Origin of the sequence: Pseudomonas sp. 58(2021), assembly GCF_017491585.1 — a bacterium.
In the GTDB taxonomy this organism is placed as follows: Bacteria; Pseudomonadota; Gammaproteobacteria; order Pseudomonadales; family Pseudomonadaceae; genus Aquipseudomonas; species Aquipseudomonas fluorescens_BT.
The window spans coordinates 51110-73283 of the sequence record NZ_JAFGYZ010000015.1 but is presented as its reverse complement, the minus strand read 5'-3'; the positions used below and the strand labels follow the sequence as shown (position 1 = coordinate 73283).

General features: G+C 59.1%; 25 protein-coding genes. 14 read left to right on the top strand and 11 right to left on the bottom strand.

Annotation, left to right across the window (positions count from 1 at the left end; translation table 11 throughout):
• Positions 1 to 48: 48 nt before the first annotated feature.
• The 3 genes from J5M72_RS18515 to J5M72_RS18505 form a co-directional block, all read right to left on the bottom strand.
• Positions 49 to 342, bottom strand: a complete 294-nt coding sequence (locus J5M72_RS18515; protein ID WP_011335724.1) for a co-chaperone GroES — start codon at positions 340 to 342, stop codon at positions 49 to 51.
• 259 nt (positions 343 to 601) lie between these two features.
• Positions 602 to 1078 (bottom strand): FxsA family protein, encoded by a 477-nt coding sequence (locus J5M72_RS18510; RefSeq protein WP_169431692.1) that lies wholly within the window; start codon positions 1076 to 1078, stop codon positions 602 to 604.
• A gap of 65 nt (positions 1079 to 1143) precedes the next feature.
• Complete coding sequence (locus J5M72_RS18505) at positions 1144 to 1875, bottom strand: HugZ family protein (RefSeq protein WP_169431693.1); 732 nt, start codon at positions 1873 to 1875, stop codon at positions 1144 to 1146.
• Between the two features lie 162 nt (positions 1876 to 2037).
• On the opposite strand from J5M72_RS18505, the gene J5M72_RS18500 reads away from it, so the two are divergent.
• On the top strand, positions 2038 to 2796 hold the full coding sequence (locus tag J5M72_RS18500) for an SDR family oxidoreductase (protein WP_011335726.1): 759 nt from the start codon (positions 2038 to 2040) through the stop codon (positions 2794 to 2796).
• Positions 2797 to 2925: 129 nt separating this feature from the next.
• On the opposite strand, the gene apbC is transcribed toward J5M72_RS18500, so the two are convergent.
• Entirely contained in the window at positions 2926 to 4020 is a 1095-nt protein-coding gene (apbC, locus tag J5M72_RS18495) for an iron-sulfur cluster carrier protein ApbC (RefSeq protein ID WP_207866730.1), read from the bottom strand.
• A 159-nt stretch (positions 4021 to 4179) separates the two neighbouring features.
• Here apbC and metG point away from each other — a divergent pair, with 159 nt between their 5' ends.
• The 8 genes from metG to J5M72_RS18455 all read left to right on the top strand — a co-directional run bounded on the left by metG (position 4180) and on the right by J5M72_RS18455 (position 11212).
• A complete protein-coding gene (gene metG / locus J5M72_RS18490; RefSeq protein WP_207866729.1) occupies positions 4180 to 6231 on the top strand; it encodes a methionine--tRNA ligase in 2052 nt (683 codons plus the stop codon).
• 131 nt (positions 6232 to 6362) lie between these two features.
• Entirely contained in the window at positions 6363 to 6932 is a 570-nt protein-coding gene (locus J5M72_RS18485) for an Rnf-Nqr domain containing protein (protein ID WP_207866728.1), read from the top strand.
• On the top strand, positions 6929 to 8143 hold the full coding sequence (gene rsxB, locus J5M72_RS18480; RefSeq protein WP_207866727.1) for an electron transport complex subunit RsxB: 1215 nt from the start codon (positions 6929 to 6931) through the stop codon (positions 8141 to 8143). The genes J5M72_RS18485 and rsxB overlap by 4 nt, the downstream gene beginning before the upstream one ends.
• A complete protein-coding gene (locus J5M72_RS18475; protein ID WP_207866726.1) occupies positions 8130 to 9113 on the top strand; it encodes an RnfABCDGE type electron transport complex subunit D in 984 nt (327 codons plus the stop codon). The genes rsxB and J5M72_RS18475 overlap by 14 nt, the downstream gene beginning before the upstream one ends.
• Positions 9110 to 9715, top strand: coding sequence for an RnfABCDGE type electron transport complex subunit G (locus J5M72_RS18470; RefSeq protein ID WP_207866725.1), 606 nt, complete (start codon positions 9110 to 9112; stop codon positions 9713 to 9715). Before J5M72_RS18475 ends, J5M72_RS18470 begins: the two co-directional genes overlap by 4 nt.
• A complete protein-coding gene (locus tag J5M72_RS18465; RefSeq protein WP_207866724.1) occupies positions 9712 to 10290 on the top strand; it encodes an Rnf-Nqr domain containing protein in 579 nt (192 codons plus the stop codon). The genes J5M72_RS18470 and J5M72_RS18465 overlap by 4 nt, the downstream gene beginning before the upstream one ends.
• Entirely contained in the window at positions 10287 to 10925 is a 639-nt protein-coding gene (nth, locus tag J5M72_RS18460; RefSeq protein WP_169431701.1) for an endonuclease III, read from the top strand. The genes J5M72_RS18465 and nth overlap by 4 nt, the downstream gene beginning before the upstream one ends.
• Before the next feature lie 107 nt (positions 10926 to 11032).
• Entirely contained in the window at positions 11033 to 11212 is a 180-nt protein-coding gene (locus tag J5M72_RS18455) for a hypothetical protein (RefSeq protein ID WP_169431702.1), read from the top strand.
• Between the two features lie 88 nt (positions 11213 to 11300).
• Here J5M72_RS18455 and J5M72_RS18450 read toward each other — a convergent pair whose 3' ends face one another.
• Positions 11301 to 11927 (bottom strand): response regulator transcription factor, encoded by a 627-nt coding sequence (locus tag J5M72_RS18450; protein WP_169431703.1) that lies wholly within the window; start codon positions 11925 to 11927, stop codon positions 11301 to 11303.
• Between the two features lie 396 nt (positions 11928 to 12323).
• Here J5M72_RS18450 and J5M72_RS18445 point away from each other — a divergent pair, with 396 nt between their 5' ends.
• Complete coding sequence (locus J5M72_RS18445; RefSeq protein ID WP_207866723.1) at positions 12324 to 12908, top strand: hypothetical protein; 585 nt, start codon at positions 12324 to 12326, stop codon at positions 12906 to 12908.
• Between the two features lie 161 nt (positions 12909 to 13069).
• Here the strand turns inward: J5M72_RS18445 and J5M72_RS18440 are convergent, their stop codons facing one another.
• Together J5M72_RS18440 and J5M72_RS18435 are read right to left on the bottom strand one after the other, a co-directional pair.
• Positions 13070 to 14287 carry an argininosuccinate synthase gene (locus J5M72_RS18440; protein ID WP_007963976.1) on the bottom strand — a complete coding sequence of 406 codons (1218 nt, stop codon included), beginning with the start codon at positions 14285 to 14287 and terminating at the stop codon, positions 13070 to 13072.
• Between the two features lie 129 nt (positions 14288 to 14416).
• The gene (locus J5M72_RS18435) at positions 14417 to 15325 is read right to left on the bottom strand and encodes an OmpA family protein (RefSeq protein ID WP_169431705.1); all 909 of its coding nucleotides are present in this window, start codon (positions 15323 to 15325) and stop codon (positions 14417 to 14419) included.
• 160 nt (positions 15326 to 15485) lie between these two features.
• Here J5M72_RS18435 and pyrC point away from each other — a divergent pair, with 160 nt between their 5' ends.
• Both pyrC and rnt read left to right on the top strand, forming a co-directional pair.
• The gene (gene pyrC, locus J5M72_RS18430) at positions 15486 to 16532 is read left to right on the top strand and encodes a dihydroorotase (protein ID WP_207866722.1); all 1047 of its coding nucleotides are present in this window, start codon (positions 15486 to 15488) and stop codon (positions 16530 to 16532) included.
• Positions 16529 to 17203, top strand: a complete 675-nt coding sequence (rnt, locus tag J5M72_RS18425; protein WP_007953196.1) for a ribonuclease T — start codon at positions 16529 to 16531, stop codon at positions 17201 to 17203. Before pyrC ends, rnt begins: the two co-directional genes overlap by 4 nt.
• An 88-nt stretch (positions 17204 to 17291) precedes the next feature.
• Here the strand turns inward: rnt and J5M72_RS18420 are convergent, their stop codons facing one another.
• Positions 17292 to 17894: a peroxiredoxin gene (locus tag J5M72_RS18420; RefSeq protein ID WP_123588592.1), complete on the bottom strand. Its 603-nt coding sequence runs from the start codon at positions 17892 to 17894 to the stop codon at positions 17292 to 17294.
• Between the two features lie 291 nt (positions 17895 to 18185).
• Here J5M72_RS18420 and J5M72_RS18415 point away from each other — a divergent pair, with 291 nt between their 5' ends.
• Entirely contained in the window at positions 18186 to 18404 is a 219-nt protein-coding gene (locus J5M72_RS18415; RefSeq protein ID WP_007953193.1) for a bacterioferritin-associated ferredoxin, read from the top strand.
• A gap of 199 nt (positions 18405 to 18603) precedes the next feature.
• Entirely contained in the window at positions 18604 to 19080 is a 477-nt protein-coding gene (bfr, locus tag J5M72_RS18410; protein WP_169431706.1) for a bacterioferritin, read from the top strand.
• Positions 19081 to 19187: 107 nt separating this feature from the next.
• Here the strand turns inward: bfr and grxD are convergent, their stop codons facing one another.
• From grxD to J5M72_RS18395, 3 genes are all read right to left on the bottom strand, one after another.
• Positions 19188 to 19529, bottom strand: a complete 342-nt coding sequence (gene grxD / locus J5M72_RS18405) for a Grx4 family monothiol glutaredoxin (protein WP_039765841.1) — start codon at positions 19527 to 19529, stop codon at positions 19188 to 19190.
• 97 nt (positions 19530 to 19626) lie between these two features.
• Positions 19627 to 21732, bottom strand: coding sequence for a molybdopterin oxidoreductase family protein (locus J5M72_RS18400; protein ID WP_207866721.1), 2106 nt, complete (start codon positions 21730 to 21732; stop codon positions 19627 to 19629).
• A 131-nt stretch (positions 21733 to 21863) separates the two neighbouring features.
• On the bottom strand, positions 21864 to 22154 hold the full coding sequence (locus J5M72_RS18395; RefSeq protein WP_169431708.1) for a hypothetical protein: 291 nt from the start codon (positions 22152 to 22154) through the stop codon (positions 21864 to 21866).
• Positions 22155 to 22174: the final 20 nt, after the last annotated feature.

Sequence of the window (22174 nt, the reverse complement as noted above, 5' to 3'; positions counted from 1 at the left end):
CGATATTCCTTAAATACTTTGTAGTAGCGGGAAAATGAACGGGGGTAATCAGCCTTCGATAACGGCGAGGATTTCGTTCTCGCTCATTACCAGCAGGTCTTCGCCGTCGACTTTCACAGTGTTGCTGCCGGAGTACGGACCGAACACAACCTTGTCGCCTACCTTCACGGACAGTGCGCGCACTTCACCGCTTTCCAGTGCCTTGCCCGGGCCTACAGCCAGAATCTCACCGTGGTTGGCTTTTTCAGCAGCCGAACCTGGCAGGACGATACCGCCAGCGGTTTTCTTTTCTTCTTCGCTGCGACGGATGACGACGCGGTCATGCAGAGGACGAAGCTTCATTGTCGATCTCTCCTAATTGTGGTTTTCATCGGCCGGTGTAGTCCCGGCGGGTTTAACGAATCCGGCCTGCGCCGGTTGCGGTTCGTCGAGCGAGCCGCGGAAGTCTGTCCGGTTCAAATACCGGAAACCTTTCGGTGACCGATACATAAGGGCGCATAAGCTTATTACAAGGGCAGGCCCAAAATTTTTTCATCGCGGCTTGTCATAAGCGCGGCCGTAAACGAACACGGCACCCGAAGGTGCCGTGTGAGTGAGGAGGTCAGTGGGTGTCGCGGTGTTCGAACTCGCCTTCGATCACATCGCCTTCGCGGCCCAGAGGCTGGCGCGGTGCGGGACCGCCGCGAGGTTGCAGGTCATCGGCGAACGCACGCTGACGCATGGCCTGTTCTTCGGCGCGCTGGCGCATTTTGTTGGCGAACAGGCGTCGGCTGAACGGCAACAGCAGCACCAGACCGACCACGTCGCTGATGAAGCCCGGCAGGATCAACAGGCCACCGGCCAGGGCCAGCATCAGGCCTTCGAGCATGGTTTGCGCAGGCAGCTCGCCGCGGTTCAGGCTTTCACGGGCACGCAGGGCGGTTGCCAGTCCGGCGATACGCAGCACAAATACGCCGAACATCGAGCCGAGAATGATCAGCAGCAGGGCCGGGAAAAATCCGATCGATCCTGCCACTTTGACGAATACGAACAGCTCCAACACCGGGAACAGCAGAAAGAGCAACAAAAAAGGGCGCATCAAAGTTTCCTCAACGCAAGAAATGCCTTGCAGTAAGCCTTAGATGACGTCGCCCTTTCGTGAATTCAAGCGTCGGCCACCGCATTTTTTGGCCAGACCTCGGCGTGAGCCAGAGAAACCAAGGCTTCGCGCACTTGTATCGGCGTGTGACAAGGCGCTTGAAACGGCAGCCAGTACAGCGCCTGACCGATGCGCAGATGCATGCCTTCAGTGTCGATCCCGGCCATTTGTGCCGGAACGGTTTTCGGCAGCCCGGCGAGGTCGACGTAATGCGCGATGGCCTTGGCGTGGTCGCTGTTCATGTGCTCGACCATGCTGATCTCGGCCTTGCCGGCGAACGGGTTGGCCAGGGTCAAGTGATCAATCCAGTGGATTGCGCCGAAACCGCCGATGTAACGATGGCGCACCGGTTTGAGCACCCAGAAATCGAAGTCATGGGCCTTGTGGTAATTCTGCGAATCGGGGAAATAACGGTAGTAGCGCTCGGCGGCAGCTTCGATGGCTGCGGCGTCTTCGAGCTTTTCCGCTTCGGCCAGATAGGTCAGGCGACCAACGGCTTGCACATCGTCAGCCTCGCGCTCACCCACCAGCAGCGAACATTTCGGATCTTTCTGCAGGTTGTGAGTGTGCTGGGCGATACGGCTGATCAGGATCAGCGGCCGGCCCTGCTCGTCCAGGCAGTAGGGAACCACGGAGCCAAACGGAAAACCGGGCATTGATTTTGAGTGGGTCGACAGCACGCCACGGTATTCCTTGAGAAGCAATTCTCGGGCATTCTTAGCCGCTTCAACGCTCAATTTATGACTCCTTAAATAGAATCCGTCGAAAAAACGGACGGGCAACCTGGATACGTCCCGGTCGCCATCGGGGCAGTTCTCATGTGCAGCCAGGCCATGTCGGGCGCAGATCGAGAGGCTCTCTAAAGGACACCACTCTTACCTGCTCTCGGGGGCATGCGAATGCAACTCAACGACAAAGTAATCATTATCACTGGCGGTTGCCAAGGTTTGGGCCGCTCGATGGCCGAGTATTTCGCAGGCAAGGGCGCGAAGCTGGCGCTGGTCGACCTGAACCAGGAAAAACTCGATGACGCGGTCGCGGCCTGCAAGGCCAAGGGTGTCGAGGCGCGCAGCTATCTGTGCAACGTCGCCAACGAAGAGCAGGTGACACACATGGTTGCCCAGGTCGCCGAAGACTTCGGCGCGATCCACGGCCTGATCAACAACGCCGGGATCCTGCGCGACGGCCTGCTGCTCAAGGTCAAGGACGGCGAGATGACCAAGATGAGCCTGGCCCAGTGGCAGGCGGTGATCGACGTCAACCTGACCGGCGTGTTCCTCTGCACCCGTGAAGTGGCGGCGAAAATGGTCGAGCTGAAGAACAGCGGCGCGATCATCAACATCTCGTCGATCTCCCGCGCGGGCAACGTCGGCCAGACCAACTACTCCGCCGCCAAGGCCGGCGTCGCGGCGGCGACGGTGACCTGGGCCAAGGAACTGGCGCGCTACGGCATTCGCGTGGCGGGCATTGCACCGGGCTTCATCGAAACCGAGATGACCCTGGGCATGAAGCCCGAAGCACTGGAGAAAATGACCTCAGGCATTCCGCTCAAGCGCATGGGCAAGCCGGAAGAGATCGCCCATTCGGCGGCGTACATCTTCGAGAACGACTACTACACCGGCCGGATTCTGGAGATGGATGGCGGGTTGCGCATCTAACTGACAACACAAAACCAAATGTGGGAGCGGGCTTGCTCGCGAAAGCGGTGTGTCATTCAACCTATTCGTTGTCTGATCCACCGCTTTCGCGAGCAAGCCCGCTCCCACAATTGAATGTGTTTCAGACCATCAATCGTCGCTGATGGTGATGTTCGGCATCGCCGGCGAGGCCGCTTCCTGCAACACGATCCGCGCACCGACGTGGCGGGCCAGTTCCTGATAGACCATGGCGATCTGGCTGTCCGGCTCGGCAATCACCGTCGGTTTGCCGCCATCGGCCTGTTCGCGGATCAGCATCGACAGCGGCAACGAAGCCAGCAGCTCGACGCCGAACTGGTTCGCCAGCTTCTCGCCACCGCCCTCACCGAACAAATGCTCGGCATGCCCGCAGTTCGAGCAGATGTGCACCGCCATGTTCTCCACTACGCCCAGCACCGGAATGTTGACCTTGCGGAACATCTCCACGCCTTTGCGCGCATCGAGCAGCGCCAGATCCTGCGGCGTGGTGACGATCACCGCGCCGGCCACCGGCACTTTCTGCGCCAGGGTCAGCTGAATGTCGCCGGTGCCTGGCGGCATGTCGATGACCAGGTAATCCAGGTCGCCCCAGGCGGTTTGCGTGACCAGTTGCAGCAGTGCGCCGGAGACCATCGGCCCGCGCCAGACCATCGGCGTGTTGTCGTCGGTCAGGAAGGCCATCGACATCACTTCGACGCCATGGGCCTGAAGCGGCACAAACCACTTCTGGTCCTTGATCTGCGGGCGGGTGCCCTCGGGGATGCCGAACATGATGCCCTGGCTCGGGCCGTAGATATCGGCGTCGAGAATCCCGACCTTCGCACCTTCACGGGCCAGCGCCAGGGCCAGGTTGGCGGCGGTGGTGGATTTGCCCACACCGCCCTTGCCGGATGCCACTGCAACCACGTTCTTGACGTTGGCCAGCCCCGGAATCTGAGCCTGGGCCTTGTGCGCGGCGATCACGCTGTTGACTTCGACCTTGGCCGACACCACGCCGTCGAGGTTTTCGATGGCCAGTTGCAGCATTTGCGCCCAGCCGCTCTTGAACAGACCGGCGGCATAACCGATTTCCAGCTGCACGCTGACGCGGTCGCCGGCGATTTCGATGTTGCGCACGCAACCGGCGCTGACCGGGTCCTGGTTCAGGTAGGGGTCGGTGTATTGGCTGAGGACGGCTTCCACCGCTGCGCGAGTGACGGCGCTCATGGGCAACTCCGATAACAAGACTGGGAAAAGAAAGATGGCGGGTATCCTACCCCTTCTGTCCTCCGGACGGCATGCCCGGCAACGATTTGCAGGGGTGAAATATCTTTCCCGGCGCTTTATAGTGGCCGACCTCCGTTTCATCAAGTAGCGAAGCCCCACATGTCCGAACCACGCAAGATTCTCGTCACCAGCGCCCTGCCCTACGCCAACGGTTCGATCCACCTTGGCCACATGCTGGAATACATCCAGACCGATATGTGGGTGCGCTTCCAGAAGCATCGCGGCAATCAGTGCATTTATGTCTGCGCCGACGACGCCCACGGTTCGGCGATCATGCTGCGCGCGGAAAAGGAAGGCATCACCCCGGAACAACTGATCGCCAACGTCCAGGCTGAACACAGCGCCGACTTTGCCGAGTTCCTGGTGGACTTCGACAACTTCCACTCCACTCACGCCGAAGAAAACCGTGAGCTGTCGAGCCAGATCTACCTGAAGCTGCGTGACGCCGGGCACATCGCCCAACGTTCGATCACCCAGTATTTCGACCCGGAAAAGAAAATGTTCCTGGCCGACCGCTTCATCAAGGGCACCTGCCCGAAATGCGGCACCGAAGACCAGTACGGCGACAACTGCGAAAAATGCGGCGCGACCTACGCACCGACCGACCTGAAGGATCCGAAGTCGGCCATCTCCGGCGCCACCCCGGTGCTCAAGGATTCCCAGCACTTCTTCTTCAAGCTGCCGGACTTCCAGGAAATGCTGCAGGCCTGGACCCGCAGCGGCACCCTGCAAGACGCCGTGGCCAACAAGATCGCCGAATGGTTGGACGCCGGCCTGCAACAGTGGGACATCTCCCGCGATGCGCCGTACTTCGGCTTCGAGATCCCGGGCGAGCCGGGCAAGTATTTCTACGTGTGGCTGGACGCACCGATCGGCTACATGGCCAGCTTCAAGAACCTGTGCAACCGCACGCCGGAGCTGGACTTCGACGCGTTCTGGGGCAAGGACTCCACCGCCGAGCTGTACCACTTCATCGGCAAGGACATCGTCAACTTCCATGCCCTGTTCTGGCCGGCGATGCTCGAAGGCGCGGGTTTGCGCAAACCGACCGGGATTAACGTACACGGCTACCTGACCGTCAACGGTCAGAAGATGTCCAAGTCCCGCGGCACCTTCATCAAGGCCCGTACCTACCTGGATCACCTGTCGCCGGAATACCTGCGCTACTACTACGCGGCCAAACTCGGCCGTGGCGTGGACGACCTCGACCTGAACCTCGAAGACTTCGTGCAGAAGGTCAACTCCGACCTGGTCGGCAAAGTGGTCAACATCGCCAGCCGTTGCGCCGGTTTCATCCAGAAGGGCAACGCCGGCCTGCTGGTGGACAAAAACGCCGCACCGGAACTGACCGACGCATTCCTGGCCGCTGCGCCGAGCATCGCCGACGCCTATGAAGCCCGCGACTTCGCCCGCGCCATGCGTGAAACCATGGCACTGGCCGACCGTGCCAACGCCTGGATCGCCGACAAGGCGCCATGGTCGCTGAACAAACAGGAAGGCAAGCAGGATGAAGTCCAGGCGGTCTGCGCCACGGCGATCAACCTGTTCCGCCAGCTGGTGATCTTCCTCAAACCGGTGCTGCCAGTGCTGGCCGCCGATGCCGAGGCGTTCCTCAACGTCGCCCCGCTGACCTGGAACGACCACACCACCCTGCTGGCCAACCACCAGTTGAACGAATTCAAGCCGTTGATGACCCGCATCGACCCGGTAAAAGTGCAAGCCATGACCGACGCCTCGAAAGAAGACCTGACCGCCAGCCAGACCGACACCGGCGCCGCCGCGCCTGCCGGCAATGGCGAACTGGCCAAGGACCCGCTGTCACCGGAAATCGATTTCGACACCTTCGCCGCCGTCGACCTGCGCGTGGCACTGATCGTCAAGGCCGAACATGTTGAAGGCGCGGACAAGCTGCTGCGTCTGACCCTCGACATCGGTGACGAGCAACGCAACGTGTTCTCCGGAATCAAGAGCGCTTACCCGGATCCGTCGAAACTCGACGGTCGCCTGACCATGATGATCGCCAACCTCAAGCCACGGAAAATGAAGTTCGGCATCTCCGAAGGCATGGTGATGGCTGCCGGCCCTGGCGGTGAAGAAATCTACCTGCTGAGCCCGGACAGCGGCGCCAAGCCGGGTCAGCGCATCAAGTAAGGTTCCGCCCTGATCGATCCCACAGGCGTGCTCCGTGCGCCTGTGGGATTTTTCATATCTGGCCCGCCCTCCACGGCTGCCGGATAATGCCTAACCTTAAATGACACGCGCCCGTTGCCACCGGCAGAACCATGACCGAACTCGTGCTTACGCTTTTCAGTGCTGCGCTGCTCAACAACTTCGTGTTGCACTGGCCGCTGGGCGTCGATCCGCTGCTGGCGGGCGAACGCCGTCAGGTGCATGCGCTGGGGCTGGCGACGTTGTGTCTGATGTTGATTGTCGGCGTGACGGGTTACGCGATCGGGCATTGGCTGCTGGTGCCGTTGCAACTGGAGTTCCTGCGGATGCTTGTGTTCCTGCCGCTGAGCGTGCTGCTGATCGCACCTTTGCTGAAGTTGCTGACGCGATGGCGACCCGATATGCCTTTTGACGGTTTGTGGCCGCTGCTGCTGGGCAACGCGGGTGTGCTGGGGCTGACACTGATCAACGCGCAAGCAGATAAAGGCCTGTTTCATGCGACAGCGCTGAGCCTGGGTGCCGGACTGGGTTTCTGGCTGGTGTTGAGCCTGTTCAGCGATTTGCGTGAGCGCACGGCCGACAACGATATTCCCCTGCCCTTTCGTGGCCTGCCGATCCAGTTGATCGGCGCCGGACTGATGGCCGTGGCTTTTCTCGGATTCAGTGGACTGATCAAAACATGAGTCTGATTCAACGCATCGACGCCTTGCTGCCGCAGACCCAATGCGGCAAGTGCGGTCATCCCGGATGCAAACCCTACGCTGAAGGCATCGCCGCCGGTGAGCCGATCAACAAGTGCCCGCCCGGTGGCGACGAAACCATCGCGGCGCTGGCCGAACTGTTGAAAATCCCGGTGCTGGAACTGGACATCAGCCGCGGTTCGGCGCCACCGCAAGTGGCCTATATCCGCGAAGCCGAATGCATCGGCTGCACCAAGTGCATTCAAGCCTGCCCGATCGACGCCATCGTTGGTGCGGCGAAACTGATGCACACGGTGATCATCGACGAGTGCACCGGTTGCGATCTGTGCGTGGCGCCCTGCCCGGTGGACTGCATTGAAATGCACCCGCTACCGCTGGGCACGCTGCCGGTGGTTGGAGGCCTGGCCAACAGCCTCGAAGAACAACAGGCACGCACCAAAAAGCGCGATCACGCCCGCCTGCGCTTCGAACGGCGCAACGCTCGTCTGCAACGCGAAGAACAGCAGAAACAGGCCGAACGCGAGGCTCGAGCGCAGCGCGCGGCACAGGTTGAAGTTGCGTCCGCCACGCTTGATCCGGTGCAGGCGGCACTGGAGCGGGTGCGTGCTCAGAAAGCCGTAACCGCCGACGCCGCGCTGAAAAAGGCCAAGATCGACGTGGCGATGAGCCGAGCTCAGTTGCACAAGTCGCTGAAAGCCTTCGGTCATCCGCCGACCTTCGAACAGCAGTCGCAACTGATCGTGTTGCAGCAGCAATTCGAAGCCGCCGAACACGCCCTGGCGAAACTGGAAAGCAGCGCCACACCTGCGCCGGCGGTGGCAGCCCCAGCAAAAGACGCCGACCTGAAACGGGCGAAAATCCAGCTGGCGATGCGCCGTGCCGAGCTGAAAAAGGCGCAGACCGCAGAGGCTCCGCCGGAGCAGATTGCAGCACTGGAACAAGCCCTGCGTGACGCCGAACAAGGGTTGCACGACGCCGAAGCCGCGAGCGACCAACCGCTGCCCGACCTTGTACGCGTGGAGAAACGTCCGATCGACAACCAGCTTCGTCAGCTGAAAACCGAATTGGCCTACGCGCGCGCCGAGCTGAACAAACTGCAACGACGCGAAGGCACTCCAGTCGAAGTCCTCGACAAGGCCCGCACCCGCCTGCAAGAGGCCGAGCGGCAGGTACAAGCCCATGTCATTCATTGAAACCAGAGACGAGCGCCTGCAACAGGCAATGAAGCAGGTTCTGCTGGCGACATTGCCGGGGTTGCTGGCGTTGTTCTGGTTTTACGGCTGGGGCGTGTTGATCAACCTGATCCTCTCCGTCGTCACAGCCTTGAGCGTCGAAGCCGCCGTGACATCTCTGCGCCGGCAACCGCTGCAATCCACATTGACCGATGGCAGCGCAGTGGTCAGCGCCACGCTGCTGGCCATCGCCCTGCCGCCTTACTGCCCGTGGTGGCTGACGGTCACAGCAATCGGCTCAGGCCTGCTGTTGGGCAAACACTTGTACGGTGGCGTGGGCCGAAACCCTTTCAATCCGGCCATGCTCGGTTTTGCCGTGGCGATGGTGATGTTCCCGCAGCCGATGACCCATTGGCCGGCCCATGGGATGGATCTGACGGCGGCTGTTGGCCAGGTGTTCAACCTGGGCACGCAGCCGGACGCCTGGGTCCAGGCCACGGCGCTGGACAGCCTGCGTATCAACAAAAGCCTGACTATCGATGAATTGTTTGCCACCCACCCGGCATTCGGCCGTTTCGGTGGACATGGCGTGGAGTGGGTGAACCTGGCGTTTCTCGCCGGTGGACTGTTTCTGCTACAACGCCGGGCGATTGGCTGGCACGCACCGGTCGGCATGCTCGCCAGCCTGTTCATCATCAGCCTGCTGTGCTGGAACGGCTCGGGGTCGGATTCCCATGGCTCGCCACTGTTTCATCTGCTGAGCGGCGCAACCATGCTGGGGGCATTCTTCATCGTCACTGAACCGGTTTCCGGTGCAAAAAGTCCCCTCGCTCGCTTGCTGTTCGGCGTGGGCGTCGGCCTGCTGACTTATCTGATTCGTACCTGGGGCGGTTATCCCGACGGCGTGGCGTTCGCGGTGTTGCTGATGAACCTCTGCGTGCCGGCGCTGGAACGCCTTGCCGCTGCCCGTCAGACGCAGGTGACGCCATGAACCGCGCGAGCAGCCTGATGACCTTGGTGCTGCTGGCGACTGCAGGCGTCGGCGTGACTTACATTGTGCAACGCAGCAATGCCTCGCACATCGCCGCCGAACAGCGCCAGCTCGAAAATCGCAAATGGCTGGATGTGCTTTCAGTCGATGCGTACGACAACCAACCTCTGGAACAACCTTTGGCGCTGACTGGCACCGACCTGAGTCACAGCCTGCTGCTGGGCGGTTATCGTGCGACCAAAGCCGGTCAACCCGTGGCGGTGCTGCTCCTCAGCCAGACTGAAGGTTATGCGGGGAGCATCGAGTTGCTGATTGCCATCGATGCCAATGGCCGATTGCTCGGTGTGAAAACCCTTGAGCAATCTGAAACGCCGGCACTGGGCGAGCATATCGGTGACTGGCCAAATAGCTGGTTGCAGGCGTTTATCGGCAAATCCGGCAGCCAACCGACAGATGCCGGATGGGCCTTGAAAAAGGATCAGGGGCAATTCGACCAGATCGCGGGCGCAACCATGACCTCCCGCGCGGCCATCAACGCCATCCACGATGCCCTGCGCTATTTCGATGATCACCGCACGACCCTGCTGGGGAGCGCGCCATGAACACGTCAGCGACACTGTCGAATTCAATGATGCTGGTGCTGTTGATCGGCGCCACCGACGCCGTGGCCGGTGCGCTGGCGACTCTGTTGCTGTTCACCGTTGTGGTGAGCGCGTATGGCTTGTGCATGGCAGCGCTGCGCGTACGCCTGAGCAACGAGAGCCTGTTGCCGGTCAGTCTGGTGCTGGCCGCGACCCTGGCCGGCTGCGCCGATATTCTGCTGCAAAGCGCGTCGGTGCAGTGGCATCAGCAGATCAGCCTGTACACGGGACTGATCGGCCTGCAATGCGTTGTACTGGAACACAATGGATTTTTTCGCCTGCCGATCAATGGAAAACTGAAACTGTGCGGGCTGTTTGCCGCGCTGATGACAGTGCTGGCCGTGTTGCGCGAACTGATCGGTCAGGGCAGCATCGGCCATCATCTGTTTGAACACTGGCAAGGCTTGATCCCGTTTGCCGACGGCCTGCATTTCGCGACGCTGGCGCCTGGCGCCTTCATACTGCTGGGATTGTTGCTCGCTGCCCGTCAGGCCTGGACCCGCCCCGCCCCATCCGAGGAAACGCATCACCCATGAATGCCGCCAAACGCCTGGAGATCTTCCGCAGGTTTCACGAGGACAATCCCGAGCCCAAGACTGAACTGGCCTATTCTTCACCTTTCGAGCTGTTGATTGCGGTGATCCTGTCCGCGCAGTCGACGGATGTCGGGGTGAACAAGGCGACCGCGAAACTGTTCCCGGTAGCCAATACGCCAGCGGCCATTCACGCGTTGGGCGTGGAAGGCTTGTCCGAGTACATCAAGACGATCGGTCTGTATAACAGCAAGGCCAAAAACGTGATCGAGACCTGCCGCCTGCTGATGGAACTGCACGATAGCCAGGTCCCGCAGACACGCGAAGAACTGGAGGCCCTGCCCGGCGTAGGCCGCAAGACTGCCAACGTCGTGCTCAACACGGCTTTTCGTCAGCTGACCATGGCTGTCGATACGCACATTTTCCGGGTAAGCAACCGCACGGGCATTGCCCCGGGCAAAAATGTGGTCGAGGTGGAAAAGAAATTGATGAAGTTTGTACCAAAAGAGTATCTGCTGGACTCCCACCACTGGCTGATTCTGCACGGGCGCTATGTATGTCTGGCGCGCAAGCCGCGCTGTGGCAGCTGCCGGATCGAAGATCTGTGCGAGTACAAACACAAAACCTCTGACGATTGATCGGCTATTGGATTTATCGATTCGTCGATTGAAAAAATCTTTTTTACCCGTAGCAGGAATATCGATATAAGGAGCGCCAAAGGCAGTCTTAGCCTGGAGTTAACCTTATGACTGACAGCAAAGAACAACTGGACGTAGATGACGACTTCGTCGCTGCAGATGCCGACGACGCCGAGCCTGTGGTCGAAGTCGCCAAGACCAACCTCAGCAAGCGCCGCACCATCGATAACCTGCTCGAGGAGCGCCGACTGCAGAAGCAATTGGCCGATTACGATTTTGATCTGTGACATTTGAAAGCCTCCCGCAACGGAGGCTTTTTATTTTTTGCTGCAAGTCGATACCGATCCGCCCATGATCCCTCGACGGTTGAAGCCGTCAGACCAGCCCATTACGCTGGGCCAGCTCGATCAGATCCACCAGAGAGCGCGCATTGAGTTTCAACAGCAAGCGGGTCTTGTAGGTGCTGACAGTCTTGTTGCTGAGAAACATGCCATCAGCGATTTCCTTGTTGGTCCTGCCCCTTGCCAATTGTTGCAGCACCATCATCTCGCGCCCGGACAGGCGATCAACCATGTCGGCCTCACTGGCGTTGCCCAGACTGGTCCGCACAGTATGCAAGGCCTGATTGGGAAAGTAGCTGTATCCGGACAGCACAGCCTTTATTGCGCTGAGCAGCTCGGTCAGATCCTGTTGCTTGCAAACATATCCCGCAGCCCCCGACTGCATGCAGCGCATGGAAAAATGGCCCGGGGCCTGAGAGGTCAGCACCAACACTTTCAAAGGCATCGCGCTCGTCGTCAGACGCGCAATGACTTCCAGTCCATCAAGTTTTGGTATGCCGATATCCAGAATGACAATATCGGGCATCTGGTCGCGGGCCAGTTGTAATGCATCCACTCCATTATCCGTTTCTGCAACGACTTCGTAGCCATGACGTTCCATCAGCATACGCACAGCAAGACGAATGACGGGATGATCATCCACGATCAACACTTTATTCATGGGCAAGTCCAGTTTCGCTGTTCGATTTTTTAGAACCGGCACAATAACGTAGTCGTTTCATGCTTGGCATAGCAAAGTTCCTTTGCACCTGCAGCGAGAGACGCCTCCTACAGGCAATAAAGATTTATCCTACAGAAAAGACTCATAAACGCCCAACAACAGACTAGATTAAATAAGCATTTAAACTTTCCGGACCTGCAATTCAAAAACCGGAAGCAATGAGATCTGCAAAGGGCAGATCAAACAAACAAAAAAACCGAAACAACATACCGATATCCATCCGGCTATTTTTAATATAGATACCAGATACCGAACACTGAAATCACTTCGGCCGGACTCTACAAGCAGCGCCAATAACCAACATGACGAGAAAGACCCTACCCATGAGTAAAGAACATGTTAAAGATCAATCAAAAAATCACCAACCCCATCACCGTCATTGCCATATTCGCTTTCATCTCAGAAACGTCTGCGGCGGTATCCTTGCCATTTCTCGACAATGCCGAACGTGAAATCTATATCTGGTTTTTGATCAGCTTCCCGTTCTATTTACTGTTCCTTTTCTTCATCACCTTGAACTTCAACTATCGTTCCCTGTATGCCCCATCGGACTTCGACAATGACAACAACTTCCTCAAGGCTTTTGAAGATACGGAGCCTCATTCATCCGAAGAACCATCAGATCGGGAAGAGCCGGAAACACATGTAATAAAACTGCCGAAACCCATGAGCACACTGTGCATCGGTTTTATTCGAGGAACGAACGCCGAATCTCAAATAGACTCGATGAAGAAAAAAATTCTGCAACCGATAAAGCACTCACCCAGAATACTCCTCGTTCTGATCGATGATATGCCAGACACTTTCCCGAAAGAAAACATCATCAAATCGCTCAGACAAGGCAATAAAACAACAGGAACGACATACTGTATTATTTACGACATTCGCTCGCCGAACATCACGGTATCGGGAAAAATTTAAAGTGAGGCAGGGGGATGAATATTACTTCAACGCAATATTCGAAGTCATAAAGATGAAAACAGGAACGCTGACCGGCAACGATCAGGTCAACAGAAGGGTATTGCGGCATAGCGGCCTTGTCACAACGACAAGGCCGCCATTTGACGTCAGTTCCGAGGGGCTCAGAACAGCTTGCGGCCTTTGTTGGCAGCAATACGCATGCGCAGCGCGTTGAGCTTGATGAAGCCTGCGGCATCGGCCTGGTTGTAGGCGCCGCCGTCTTCTTCGAAAGTCGCGATGTTGGCGTCGAACAGCGAATCGTCGGACTTGCGGCCGGTCACGATCACGTTGCCCTTGTACAGCTTCAGGCGCACGACGCCATTCACGTTGACCTGGGAGGCGTCGATCATCTGTTGCAGCATCAGACGCTCCGGGCTCCACCAGTAACCGGTGTAGATCAGGCTGGCGTACTTCGGCATCAACTCGTCTTTCAAGTGAGCGACTTCGCGGTCCAGGGTGATCGATTCAATGGCGCGGTGAGCGCGCAGCATGATGGTGCCGCCCGGGGTTTCGTAGCAGCCACGGGATTTCATGCCGACGTAACGGTTCTCGACGATATCCAGACGGCCGATACCGTGTTGGCCGCCGATCTTGTTCAGGGTCGCCAGTACGGTGGCCGGAGTCATTTCGACACCGTCCAGGGCGACGATATCGCCGTTGCGGTAGGTCAGTTCCAGGTACTGCGGGGTGTCGGGAGCCTTCTCCGGGGAGACGGTCCAGCGCCACATGTCTTCTTCGTGCTCGGTCCAGGTGTCTTCCAGCACGCCGCCTTCATAGGAGATGTGCAGCAGGTTGGCGTCCATCGAGTACGGGGATTTCTTCTTGCCGTGGCGCTCGATCGGGATCGCGTGCTTCTCGGCGTAGTCCATCAGTTTCTCGCGGGACAGCAGGTCCCACTCGCGCCAAGGGGCGATCACTTTCACACCAGGCTTGAGCGCGTAGGCACCCAGCTCGAAACGGACCTGGTCGTTGCCCTTGCCGGTCGCGCCGTGGGAAATGGCATCGGCACCGGTTTCGTTGGCGATTTCGATCAGACGTTTGGCGATCAGCGGACGCGCGATGGAAGTACCCAACAGGTACTCGCCTTCGTAAACGGTGTTGGCACGGAACATCGGGAACACGAAGTCACGCACGAATTCTTCGCGCAGGTCGTCGATGTAGATTTCTTTGACGCCCATGGCCTGAGCCTTGGCGCGAGCCGGCTCGACCTCTTCGCCCTGACCCAGGTCAGCGGTGAAGGTCACGACTTCACAGTTATAAGTATCCTGCAGCCACTTGAGGATCACCGAAGTGTCCAGGCCGCCGGAATACGCCAGAACGACCTTGTTTACGTCCGCCATGCCATCACTCCACGGGGTTCTACGGAAAGCCGAGGAGTCTACCGCTCAAACGCGATAATTTACAGAGGCGCGACAGCTTAAGACGACAAAGCGACAGAATCTGTCGAGAGCGCGACGATGACCGGCAGGTCAGGAAGTCGCCGCTGCGTTGGCCGGCGTACTGGCTTGAGGCGCTGGAGCAGTGACCGGGGCCACCCGGGCCAACTTCACGCTGACCCGACGGTTCTTCGCCCGGTTGGCGGCATTGGTGTTGGGGACCAGTGGGTATTGCTCACCGTGGAAACGCACAGTGATCTGCGATTCGGCGATGCCGTTGGCCTTGAAGAAATCGACCACCGCCAGCGCGCGACGGCGCGACAACTCACGATTGGTCAGACGATTGCCGCTGTTGTCGGAGTAGCCATCGAGCTCAATGTGATTGACCGTAGGATCGGCCTTCATGAACTCGAGCATCACTTGCAGTCTGGCTTTCGCGGCAGCGTCCAGATCGGTGCCCTCGCCCGGAAAGCCGACCTGCGAGTTTTTGACCTGATCGAAATTCTGCGGGAGCAGTTTCGCCACACAGGTCTGATAGTCGTTGAACGCCTTGCTGAACTTGACCGGCAGCAGACGCACTTCGGAGACCCGTCCATCACCGGAGGCACGCCGCACCACCGGGCTGCGACCTTCCAGCAAACCACTGATCAACCCGCCGGCCTGCGACTGCGAACTGTTGAACAGCACGTTGCCGGTGCCAATCCTGACGCTGCCCAGATTGATGTCATTGCGTCCCGGCTGCCAAGGCGCTGCCGCCGCCAGCAAGGTTGCCGAACCGCCGCCCAGCATCGCGTTGTAGGCGTTCAGGCGAAAAATCGCCTGCTCGCCGGCCTTGCGCACGAACTGGCCCGAGCCGAAGTCGGTGATCGGCTGCGTCAGGCGGCATTCGAACTTGTCGCCTTCGACCGTCCACTCAATGTTCTCCAGACGGGTCTGGTAGGTCAGTGCCATCGCGGGAAGACTGGCAAACACACTGAGCAAGACTAAATAACGCTGGCGCACGGGAGGCTCCATTGGCTTCTACAACAAAAAAGACCGATACATACATGTTTACGGCATACCTATGGGATATCGGACGCTCGTCGCAAAACTTGATAGCGAGTGCCTGCAAGAGTCTTTTCCGGTAGCATTCGCCTCAGTTTGACCCGCCTGGAATCCCCTCATGTCCGACCGCCTGACCCTGCTGCGTCCCGACGACTGGCACATTCATCTTCGTGATGGTGCCGTGTTGACCAATACCGTTGCAGATGTTGCGCGCACCTTTGGTCGCGCCATCATCATGCCCAACCTGGTACCTCCGGTGCGCAACGCCGCTGAAGCCGACGGCTATCGCCAGCGGATTCTCGCTGCCCGCCCGGCCGGCAGTCGTTTCGAGCCGTTGATGGTGCTGTACCTCACCGACCGTACCCAGCCCGAAGAAATTCGTGAAGCCAAGGCCAGCGGTTTTGTCCACGCGGCCAAGTTGTACCCGGCCGGCGCCACCACCAACTCCGATTCCGGGGTCACCAGCATCGACAAGATCTTCCCGGCGCTGGAAGCCATGGCCGAAGTCGGCATGCCGCTGTTGATCCACGGTGAAGTCACCCGTGGCGACGTCGATGTGTTCGACCGCGAGAAAATCTTCATCGACGAGCACATGCGTCGTGTGGTCGAGCGTTTCCCGACGCTCAAGGTTGTGTTCGAACACATCACCACCGGTGATGCCGTGCAGTTCGTCAACGAGGCTTCGGCCAACGTCGGCGCGACCATCACCGCGCATCATCTGCTGTACAACCGCAACCACATGCTGGTGGGCGGGATTCGGCCGCACTTCTATTGCCTGCCGATCCTCAAGCGCAACACCCACCAGGAAGCCCTGCTCGACGCCGCCACCAGCGGCAGCGCGAAGTTCTTCCTCGGCACCGACTCGGCGCCGCACGCCCAGCACGCCAAGGAAGCCGCCTGCGGCTGCGCCGGCTGCTACACCGCGTACGCCGCCATCGAGCTGTATGCCGAGGCCTTTGAACAGCGCAATGCGCTGGACAAGCTCGAAGCATTCGCCAGCCTAAACGGCCCGCGTTTCTACGGCCTGCCGGCCAACGCCGACCGTATCACCCTGGTTCGTGAAGAATGGACCGCCCCGACCAGCCTGCCTTTCGGCGAGCTGACCGTTATCCCGCTGCGCGCCGGTGAAAAACTGCGCTGGCGCCTGCTGGAGGAACACGCGTGAGTGAAGACCATTTCGACGACGAACTGGACGGTCAAGGTGGCGGCGGCTCCCGCCATCCGATGGCAGCACGCTTTCGCGGCTACCTGCCGGTTGTCGTCGACGTAGAAACCGGTGGTTTCAACTCGGCCACCGATGCGTTGCTGGAGATTGCCGCGACCACCATCGCCATGGATGAAAAGGGTTTCGTCTACCCGGATCACACCTACTTCTTCCGCGTCGAGCCGTTCGAAGGCGCCAACGTCGAAGCGGCGGCACTGGAGTTCACCGGGATCAAGCTCGATCACCCGTTGCGCATGGCCGTCAGCGAAGAAACGGCCCTGACCGACATCTTCCGTGGCGTGCGCAAGGCCTTGAAGGCCAACGGTTGCAAGCGGGCGATCCTGGTCGGCCACAACAGCAGCTTCGACCTGGGCTTCCTCAACGCCGCCGTTGCGCGGCTGGACATGAAGCGCAATCCGTTCCACCCGTTCTCCAGCTTCGACACCGCGACCCTCGCCGGCCTGGCGTACGGTCAGACCGTGCTGGCGAAAGCCTGTCAGGCAGCCGATATCGATTTCGATGGCCGTGAAGCGCATTCGGCGCGTTACGACACCGAAAAGACCGCCGAGCTGTTCTGCGGCATCGTCAACCGCTGGAAACAGATGGGCGGCTGGGAAGACTTCGACGACTGATCTTCATCGGGCTGCTTCCGAGCATGAAAAAACCGGCCACATGGGCCGGTTTTTTTGTACCTCGCTTTCTGTACCTGAGGCGTGCGCCTTACAGGGCAGCAGCGTTCTCGGTCAGGTAAGCCGCAACGCCTTCTGGCGAAGCGTTCATGCCTTTGTCGCCTTTTTTCCAGTTGGCAGGGCAGACTTCGCCGTGCTCTTCGTGGAATTGCAGAGCGTCGACCAGACGGATCAGCTCTTCCATGTTACGGCCCAGCGGCAGGTCATTGATGATCTGCGAACGGACAACGCCTTTGTCGTCGATCAGGAACGCGCCACGGAACGCCACGCCACCTTCGGACTCAACGTCGTAGGCCTTGGCGATGTCGTGCTTCATGTCGGCTGCCATGGTGTATTTCACCTGACCGATGCCGCCATTGTTGACCGGGGTGTTACGCCAGGCGTTGTGGGTGAAGTGCGAGTCGATCGAAACGGCGACCACTTCAACGTTGCGTGCCTTGAAGTCAGCCATGCGGTTGTCCAGAGCGATCAGCTCGGACGGGCAGACGAAGGTGAAGTCCAGCGGGTAGAAGAACACCAGGCCGTATTTGCCTTTGATGGCCGAGGACAGGGTGAAGCTGTCAACGATCTCGCCATTGCCGAGTACGGCCGGGACGGTGAAGTCAGGGGCTTGTTTGCCTACGAGTACGCTCATTGATATCTCCTGGTGTAGAAACTTGAAGTTCAGGGTCCGCGCCAGCCTGCCACCCTCAGGCGACAGCCCTGTGACACGAACCCCCTTCGCAAGGGCCGACCATCATACACTGCGCTTTTCGACTGTCCTCAAAGGTTTTTCGCGAAATCCCGGCTGGCATTCAGCCATGCACCACCGTTCGTCAGTCACAGGCGTTGGCGATGAAAACCACTGCGAAAGCACTTTGACAATCATTCTCGTTAACATTAAGATCCATCGCAATTGAGTCACAACCAGCGACGGTTCTCACTTATGTATGTTTGCCTCTGCACTGGCGTCACCGACGGACAGATCCGCGAAGCGATCTATGAAGGTTGCTGCAGCTATAAAGAAGTCCGTCAGGCCACCGGCGTCGCCAGCCAATGCGGCAAATGTGCGTGCCTGGCGAAGGAAGTCGTCCGCGAAACCCTGACCAAGCTGCAAACCGCCCAGGCTGCGATCCCCTACCCGGCAGAATTTACCGCCGCGTAATTATCACGAATTCGAAGAACCGGACTTATGTCCGGTTTTTTTATGCCTGAAAATCAATTGCTTAGCGTCTAGACGCGGAACACAAACATTCTTATTCAGATTAATTTTCATTTATTATTCAATAACTTAGGTTTGACACTTATAAATACCCAGCTCAAACTCTGCCCTATATACCGCTACTTAGGGCAGGACTCCCACCATGAAAGGCGACGTAACAGTCATCCAGCATCTCAACAAGATCCTTGCCAATGAGCTGGTCGCGATCAATCAGTACTTCCTGCATGCGCGCATGTACGAAGATTGGGGCCTGAACAAGCTGGGCAAGCACGAGTACCACGAATCCATCGACGAGATGAAGCACGCGGACAAGCTGATCAAGCGCATCCTGTTCCTCGAAGGCCTGCCGAACGTCCAGGACCTGGGCAAGCTGCACATCGGCGAGCACACCAAGGAAATGCTGGAGTGCGACCTGCGTATCGAGCGCACCGGTCACGCCGACCTGAAGGCAGCCATCGCTCATTGCGAATCCGTTGGCGACTTCGGCAGCCGCGAACTGCTTGAAGACATTCTTGAGTCCGAAGAAGAACACATCGACTGGCTGGAGACCCAACTCGGCCTCATCGATAAAGTCGGTCTTGAGAACTATCTGCAATCGCAGATGGGCGACGACGAGTGATTAGCCAGCGCTAAACACGAGATACAAAAAAGCCCCGCCCTCTTTCAAGAGGCGGGGCTTTTTATTGCCCGGACTTCAGACTCGCCGAAATCCAGGCTGAAACCAAATCAGGCTTCGGACTTGGCCGCAGCAGCCTTGGCGGATGCTTCCTTGACCAGGGTCTGCAGTTCACCATTGGCGAACATTTCAGCCATGATGTCGCTGCCACCGACCAGTTCACCGGCTACCCACAGTTGCGGGAAAGTCGGCCAGTTGGCGTACTTTGGCAGGTTGGCACGGATTTCCGGGTTCTGCAGGATGTCGACGTAGGCGAACTTCTCGCCACAGCCCATTACAGCCTGCGCAGCTTTCGCGGAGAAGCCACACTGCGGGGCATTCGGCGAGCCTTTCATGTAAAGCAGAATGGTGTTGTTGGCAATCTGCTCTTTAATCGTTTCGATGATATCCATGGAGCACCTCGGCTGAACTTTCCGACTCATGGGTCGGCACGGTGGCGCATTGTAACGGAATCCCGAGCGCCCTGCTCGGTCTCCCCGACAGACTTGCTCAAGCCGCCACCACCGTCACCGGCACGCCGTTGAGCGCCGCATTGCCTGACAGCTCGTCGAGCTGGCATTCATCGGTCAGGTCATTGGCGCTCGAGCCCGGCTGGCCACTGGCAATCGCCATCTGCACCCCCGGCCGGGCATGACCCCAGCCGTGGGGCAGGCTGACCACGCCCGGCATCATGTCCGCACTGCCGAGCACCTCGACCTCGATCTGGCCGACCCTTGAACTGACCCGCACCAGTTGACCATCACTGAGCCCGCGACTGGCGAGATCCTCCGGATTCATCAACAACTGATGACGCGGCTTGCCCTTCACCAGTCGATGATAGTTGTGCATCCACGAGTTGTTGCTGCGCACATGACGGCGACCAATCATCAACAGTTCACCGGCGGCCGGCGCCTGCAAAGCAGAGAAACGCGCCAGGTCGGCGAGAATTTCCGGCGGCGCGGCCTGAACGCGTTGATTGGCGGTCTTCAATCGCGGTGTCAGGTTGGGTTTCAGCGCTCCCAGATCAACGCCGTGGGGATGATCGAACAGCGTCGCCAGCGACAATTTGTGTTCGGACGCATCGCCATAGGCGCCCATGCGCAACCCCATGTCGATCATCTTCGCCGGCGGCATCGTCGGTTTCAGCTCCTTGCCGGTCTTCGCCGCAAAGGCCTTGGCCAGGCCGACGAAGATTTCCCAGTCGTGCAGTGCGCCTTCAGGTTTGGCGAGAATCGCCCGGTTGAAACGGGTGACGTTGCGCACCGCAAACAGGTTGAAGGTGGTGTCGTAGTGATCGTTCTCCAGCGCCGAGGTCGACGGCAGGATCAGCTCGGCATAGCGCGTGGTTTCGTTGATATACAGGTCGACACTGACCATGAACTCCAACCCGTCCAGCGCCTGCTCCAGTTGCCGGCCGTTGGGCGTGGACAGCACCGGGTTGCCGGCGACGGTGATTAACGCGCGGATCTGTCCTTCACCTTCGGTGAGCATTTCTTCGGCCAGTGCCGAGACCGGTAACTCGCCGCCGTATTCAGGACGCCCCGAAACACGGCTCTGCCATTTGTTGAAGTGCCCGCCTGAAGTCGATGCCACCAGATCCACCGCAGGCTCCGTGCACAGTGCACCGCCAACCCGATCGAGGTTGCCGGTCACCAGGTTGATCAACTGCACGACCCAATGGCACAGCGTGCCGAAAGCCTGAGTGGAAACGCCCATTCGACCGTAACAGACGGCGCTCGGCGCGGCGGCGAAGTCCCGGGCCAGCTGGCGGATCTGTTCGGCGGGAACCGCGCACAATGGGCTCATGGCTTCGGCGGTGAAGCCCGCCACCGCCGCGCGAACCTCATCCAGACCGTCCACCGGCAAATGACTGCCTCGAGCCAGCCCCTCATCGAACAGCGTGTTGAGTACACCAAACAACAACGCCGCATCGCCGCCGGGACGCACGAACAAATGCTGATCGGCCATCGCCGCCGTCTCGCTGCGCCGTGGGTCGACCACCACTACTTTGCCGCCCCGGGCCTGAATAGCCTTCAGACGTTTCTCGACATCCGGCACGGTCATGATGCTGCCGTTGGACGCCAGCGGGTTGCCACCCAGGATCAGCATGAAATCCGTGTGATCGATATCCGGGATCGGCAGCAGCAAACCGTGGCCGTACATCAGGTAGCTGGTCAGGTGATGGGGCAGTTGATCGACCGACGTCGCCGAATAGCGATTGCGGGTTTTCAACAGGCCGAGGAAGTAATTGCTGTGGGTCATCAGCCCGTAGTTGTGCACGCTGGGGTTGCCCTGATACACGGCAACCGCGTTCTGCCCATGACGCTCCTGAATGGCCGAGAGCTTTTCGGCTACAAGCTCGAACGCTTCGTCCCACTCGATCGGCAACCATTCACTGCCGACCCGACGCATGGGCTGGCGCAGACGATCCGGATCATTCTGGATGTCTTGCAGCGCCACGGCTTTGGGGCAGATGTGCCCGCGACTGAAGGTATCCAGTGCATCCCCCTTGATCGAGGTGATCTGCACCTGGCCGTCGGTTTCTGTGGTTTCGATGGTCAAGCCGCAGATGGCTTCACACAGGTGGCAGGCACGGTGATTGAGAGTCTTGGTCATGGCCAGTCTCTGTCTTGTTCTGGGCAGGCAAGCACGCCTGCGGGAACAAAACTATGGCCCGCGGCCGGGCGCTGCGCCAGCGACGTTCGTCTTGTGAATCGGCGGCCATCAGGCCGGCCGATAGACCCGCGTCAGTTCGCCGGGAGCTGTGGCGGTGCGGCCAGCTGGATTTCCTGGATGGTCTCGATCTGCTCGTGCGCGACGTGCACGCCGGTGAGTTCGCCGATCAATCGCCAGTGCTCATCGAGTCCGGCGCTAATGGTGGCCATGCGATCAATCATATGGCGGCCGGCCGTCTTGACCACTTCGTCTTCACTGCGCAGCAGTTCGAAGGACATTGAAGTGACCGATGCGGTCAGATGAGTCAGTGAGCGTGCCGTGTGGCCCAGCAATTCCATTAACAGTTTTTCTTTCGATTCCATGCGGAGGCTTCCTGCGTCGC

Excerpts from the sequence above, each read along its gene's own strand:
- J5M72_RS18515 (WP_011335724.1), bottom strand. The coding sequence starts at position 342 with ATGAAGCTTCGTCCTCTGCATGACCGCGTCGTCATCCGTCGCAGCGAA.
- J5M72_RS18510 (WP_169431692.1), bottom strand. The coding sequence starts at position 1,078 with ATGCGCCCTTTTTTGTTGCTCTTTCTGCTGTTCCCGGTGTTGGAGCTG.
- J5M72_RS18500 (WP_011335726.1), top strand. The coding sequence starts at position 2,038 with ATGCAACTCAACGACAAAGTAATCATTATCACTGGCGGTTGCCAAGGT.
- apbC (WP_207866730.1), bottom strand. The coding sequence starts at position 4,020 with ATGAGCGCCGTCACTCGCGCAGCGGTGGAAGCCGTCCTCAGCCAATAC.
- metG (WP_207866729.1), top strand. The coding sequence starts at position 4,180 with ATGTCCGAACCACGCAAGATTCTCGTCACCAGCGCCCTGCCCTACGCC.
- J5M72_RS18485 (WP_207866728.1), top strand. The coding sequence starts at position 6,363 with ATGACCGAACTCGTGCTTACGCTTTTCAGTGCTGCGCTGCTCAACAAC.
- rsxB (WP_207866727.1), top strand. The coding sequence starts at position 6,929 with ATGAGTCTGATTCAACGCATCGACGCCTTGCTGCCGCAGACCCAATGC.
- J5M72_RS18475 (WP_207866726.1), top strand. The coding sequence starts at position 8,130 with ATGTCATTCATTGAAACCAGAGACGAGCGCCTGCAACAGGCAATGAAG.
- J5M72_RS18470 (WP_207866725.1), top strand. The coding sequence starts at position 9,110 with ATGAACCGCGCGAGCAGCCTGATGACCTTGGTGCTGCTGGCGACTGCA.
- J5M72_RS18465 (WP_207866724.1), top strand. The coding sequence starts at position 9,712 with ATGAACACGTCAGCGACACTGTCGAATTCAATGATGCTGGTGCTGTTG.
- nth (WP_169431701.1), top strand. The coding sequence starts at position 10,287 with ATGAATGCCGCCAAACGCCTGGAGATCTTCCGCAGGTTTCACGAGGAC.
- J5M72_RS18455 (WP_169431702.1), top strand. The coding sequence starts at position 11,033 with ATGACTGACAGCAAAGAACAACTGGACGTAGATGACGACTTCGTCGCT.
- J5M72_RS18450 (WP_169431703.1), bottom strand. The coding sequence starts at position 11,927 with ATGAATAAAGTGTTGATCGTGGATGATCATCCCGTCATTCGTCTTGCT.
- J5M72_RS18445 (WP_207866723.1), top strand. The coding sequence starts at position 12,324 with ATGTTAAAGATCAATCAAAAAATCACCAACCCCATCACCGTCATTGCC.
- J5M72_RS18440 (WP_007963976.1), bottom strand. The coding sequence starts at position 14,287 with ATGGCGGACGTAAACAAGGTCGTTCTGGCGTATTCCGGCGGCCTGGAC.
- pyrC (WP_207866722.1), top strand. The coding sequence starts at position 15,486 with ATGTCCGACCGCCTGACCCTGCTGCGTCCCGACGACTGGCACATTCAT.
- J5M72_RS18420 (WP_123588592.1), bottom strand. The coding sequence starts at position 17,894 with ATGAGCGTACTCGTAGGCAAACAAGCCCCTGACTTCACCGTCCCGGCC.
- J5M72_RS18415 (WP_007953193.1), top strand. The coding sequence starts at position 18,186 with ATGTATGTTTGCCTCTGCACTGGCGTCACCGACGGACAGATCCGCGAA.
- bfr (WP_169431706.1), top strand. The coding sequence starts at position 18,604 with ATGAAAGGCGACGTAACAGTCATCCAGCATCTCAACAAGATCCTTGCC.
- grxD (WP_039765841.1), bottom strand. The coding sequence starts at position 19,529 with ATGGATATCATCGAAACGATTAAAGAGCAGATTGCCAACAACACCATT.
- J5M72_RS18400 (WP_207866721.1), bottom strand. The coding sequence starts at position 21,732 with ATGACCAAGACTCTCAATCACCGTGCCTGCCACCTGTGTGAAGCCATC.
- J5M72_RS18395 (WP_169431708.1), bottom strand. The coding sequence starts at position 22,154 with ATGGAATCGAAAGAAAAACTGTTAATGGAATTGCTGGGCCACACGGCA.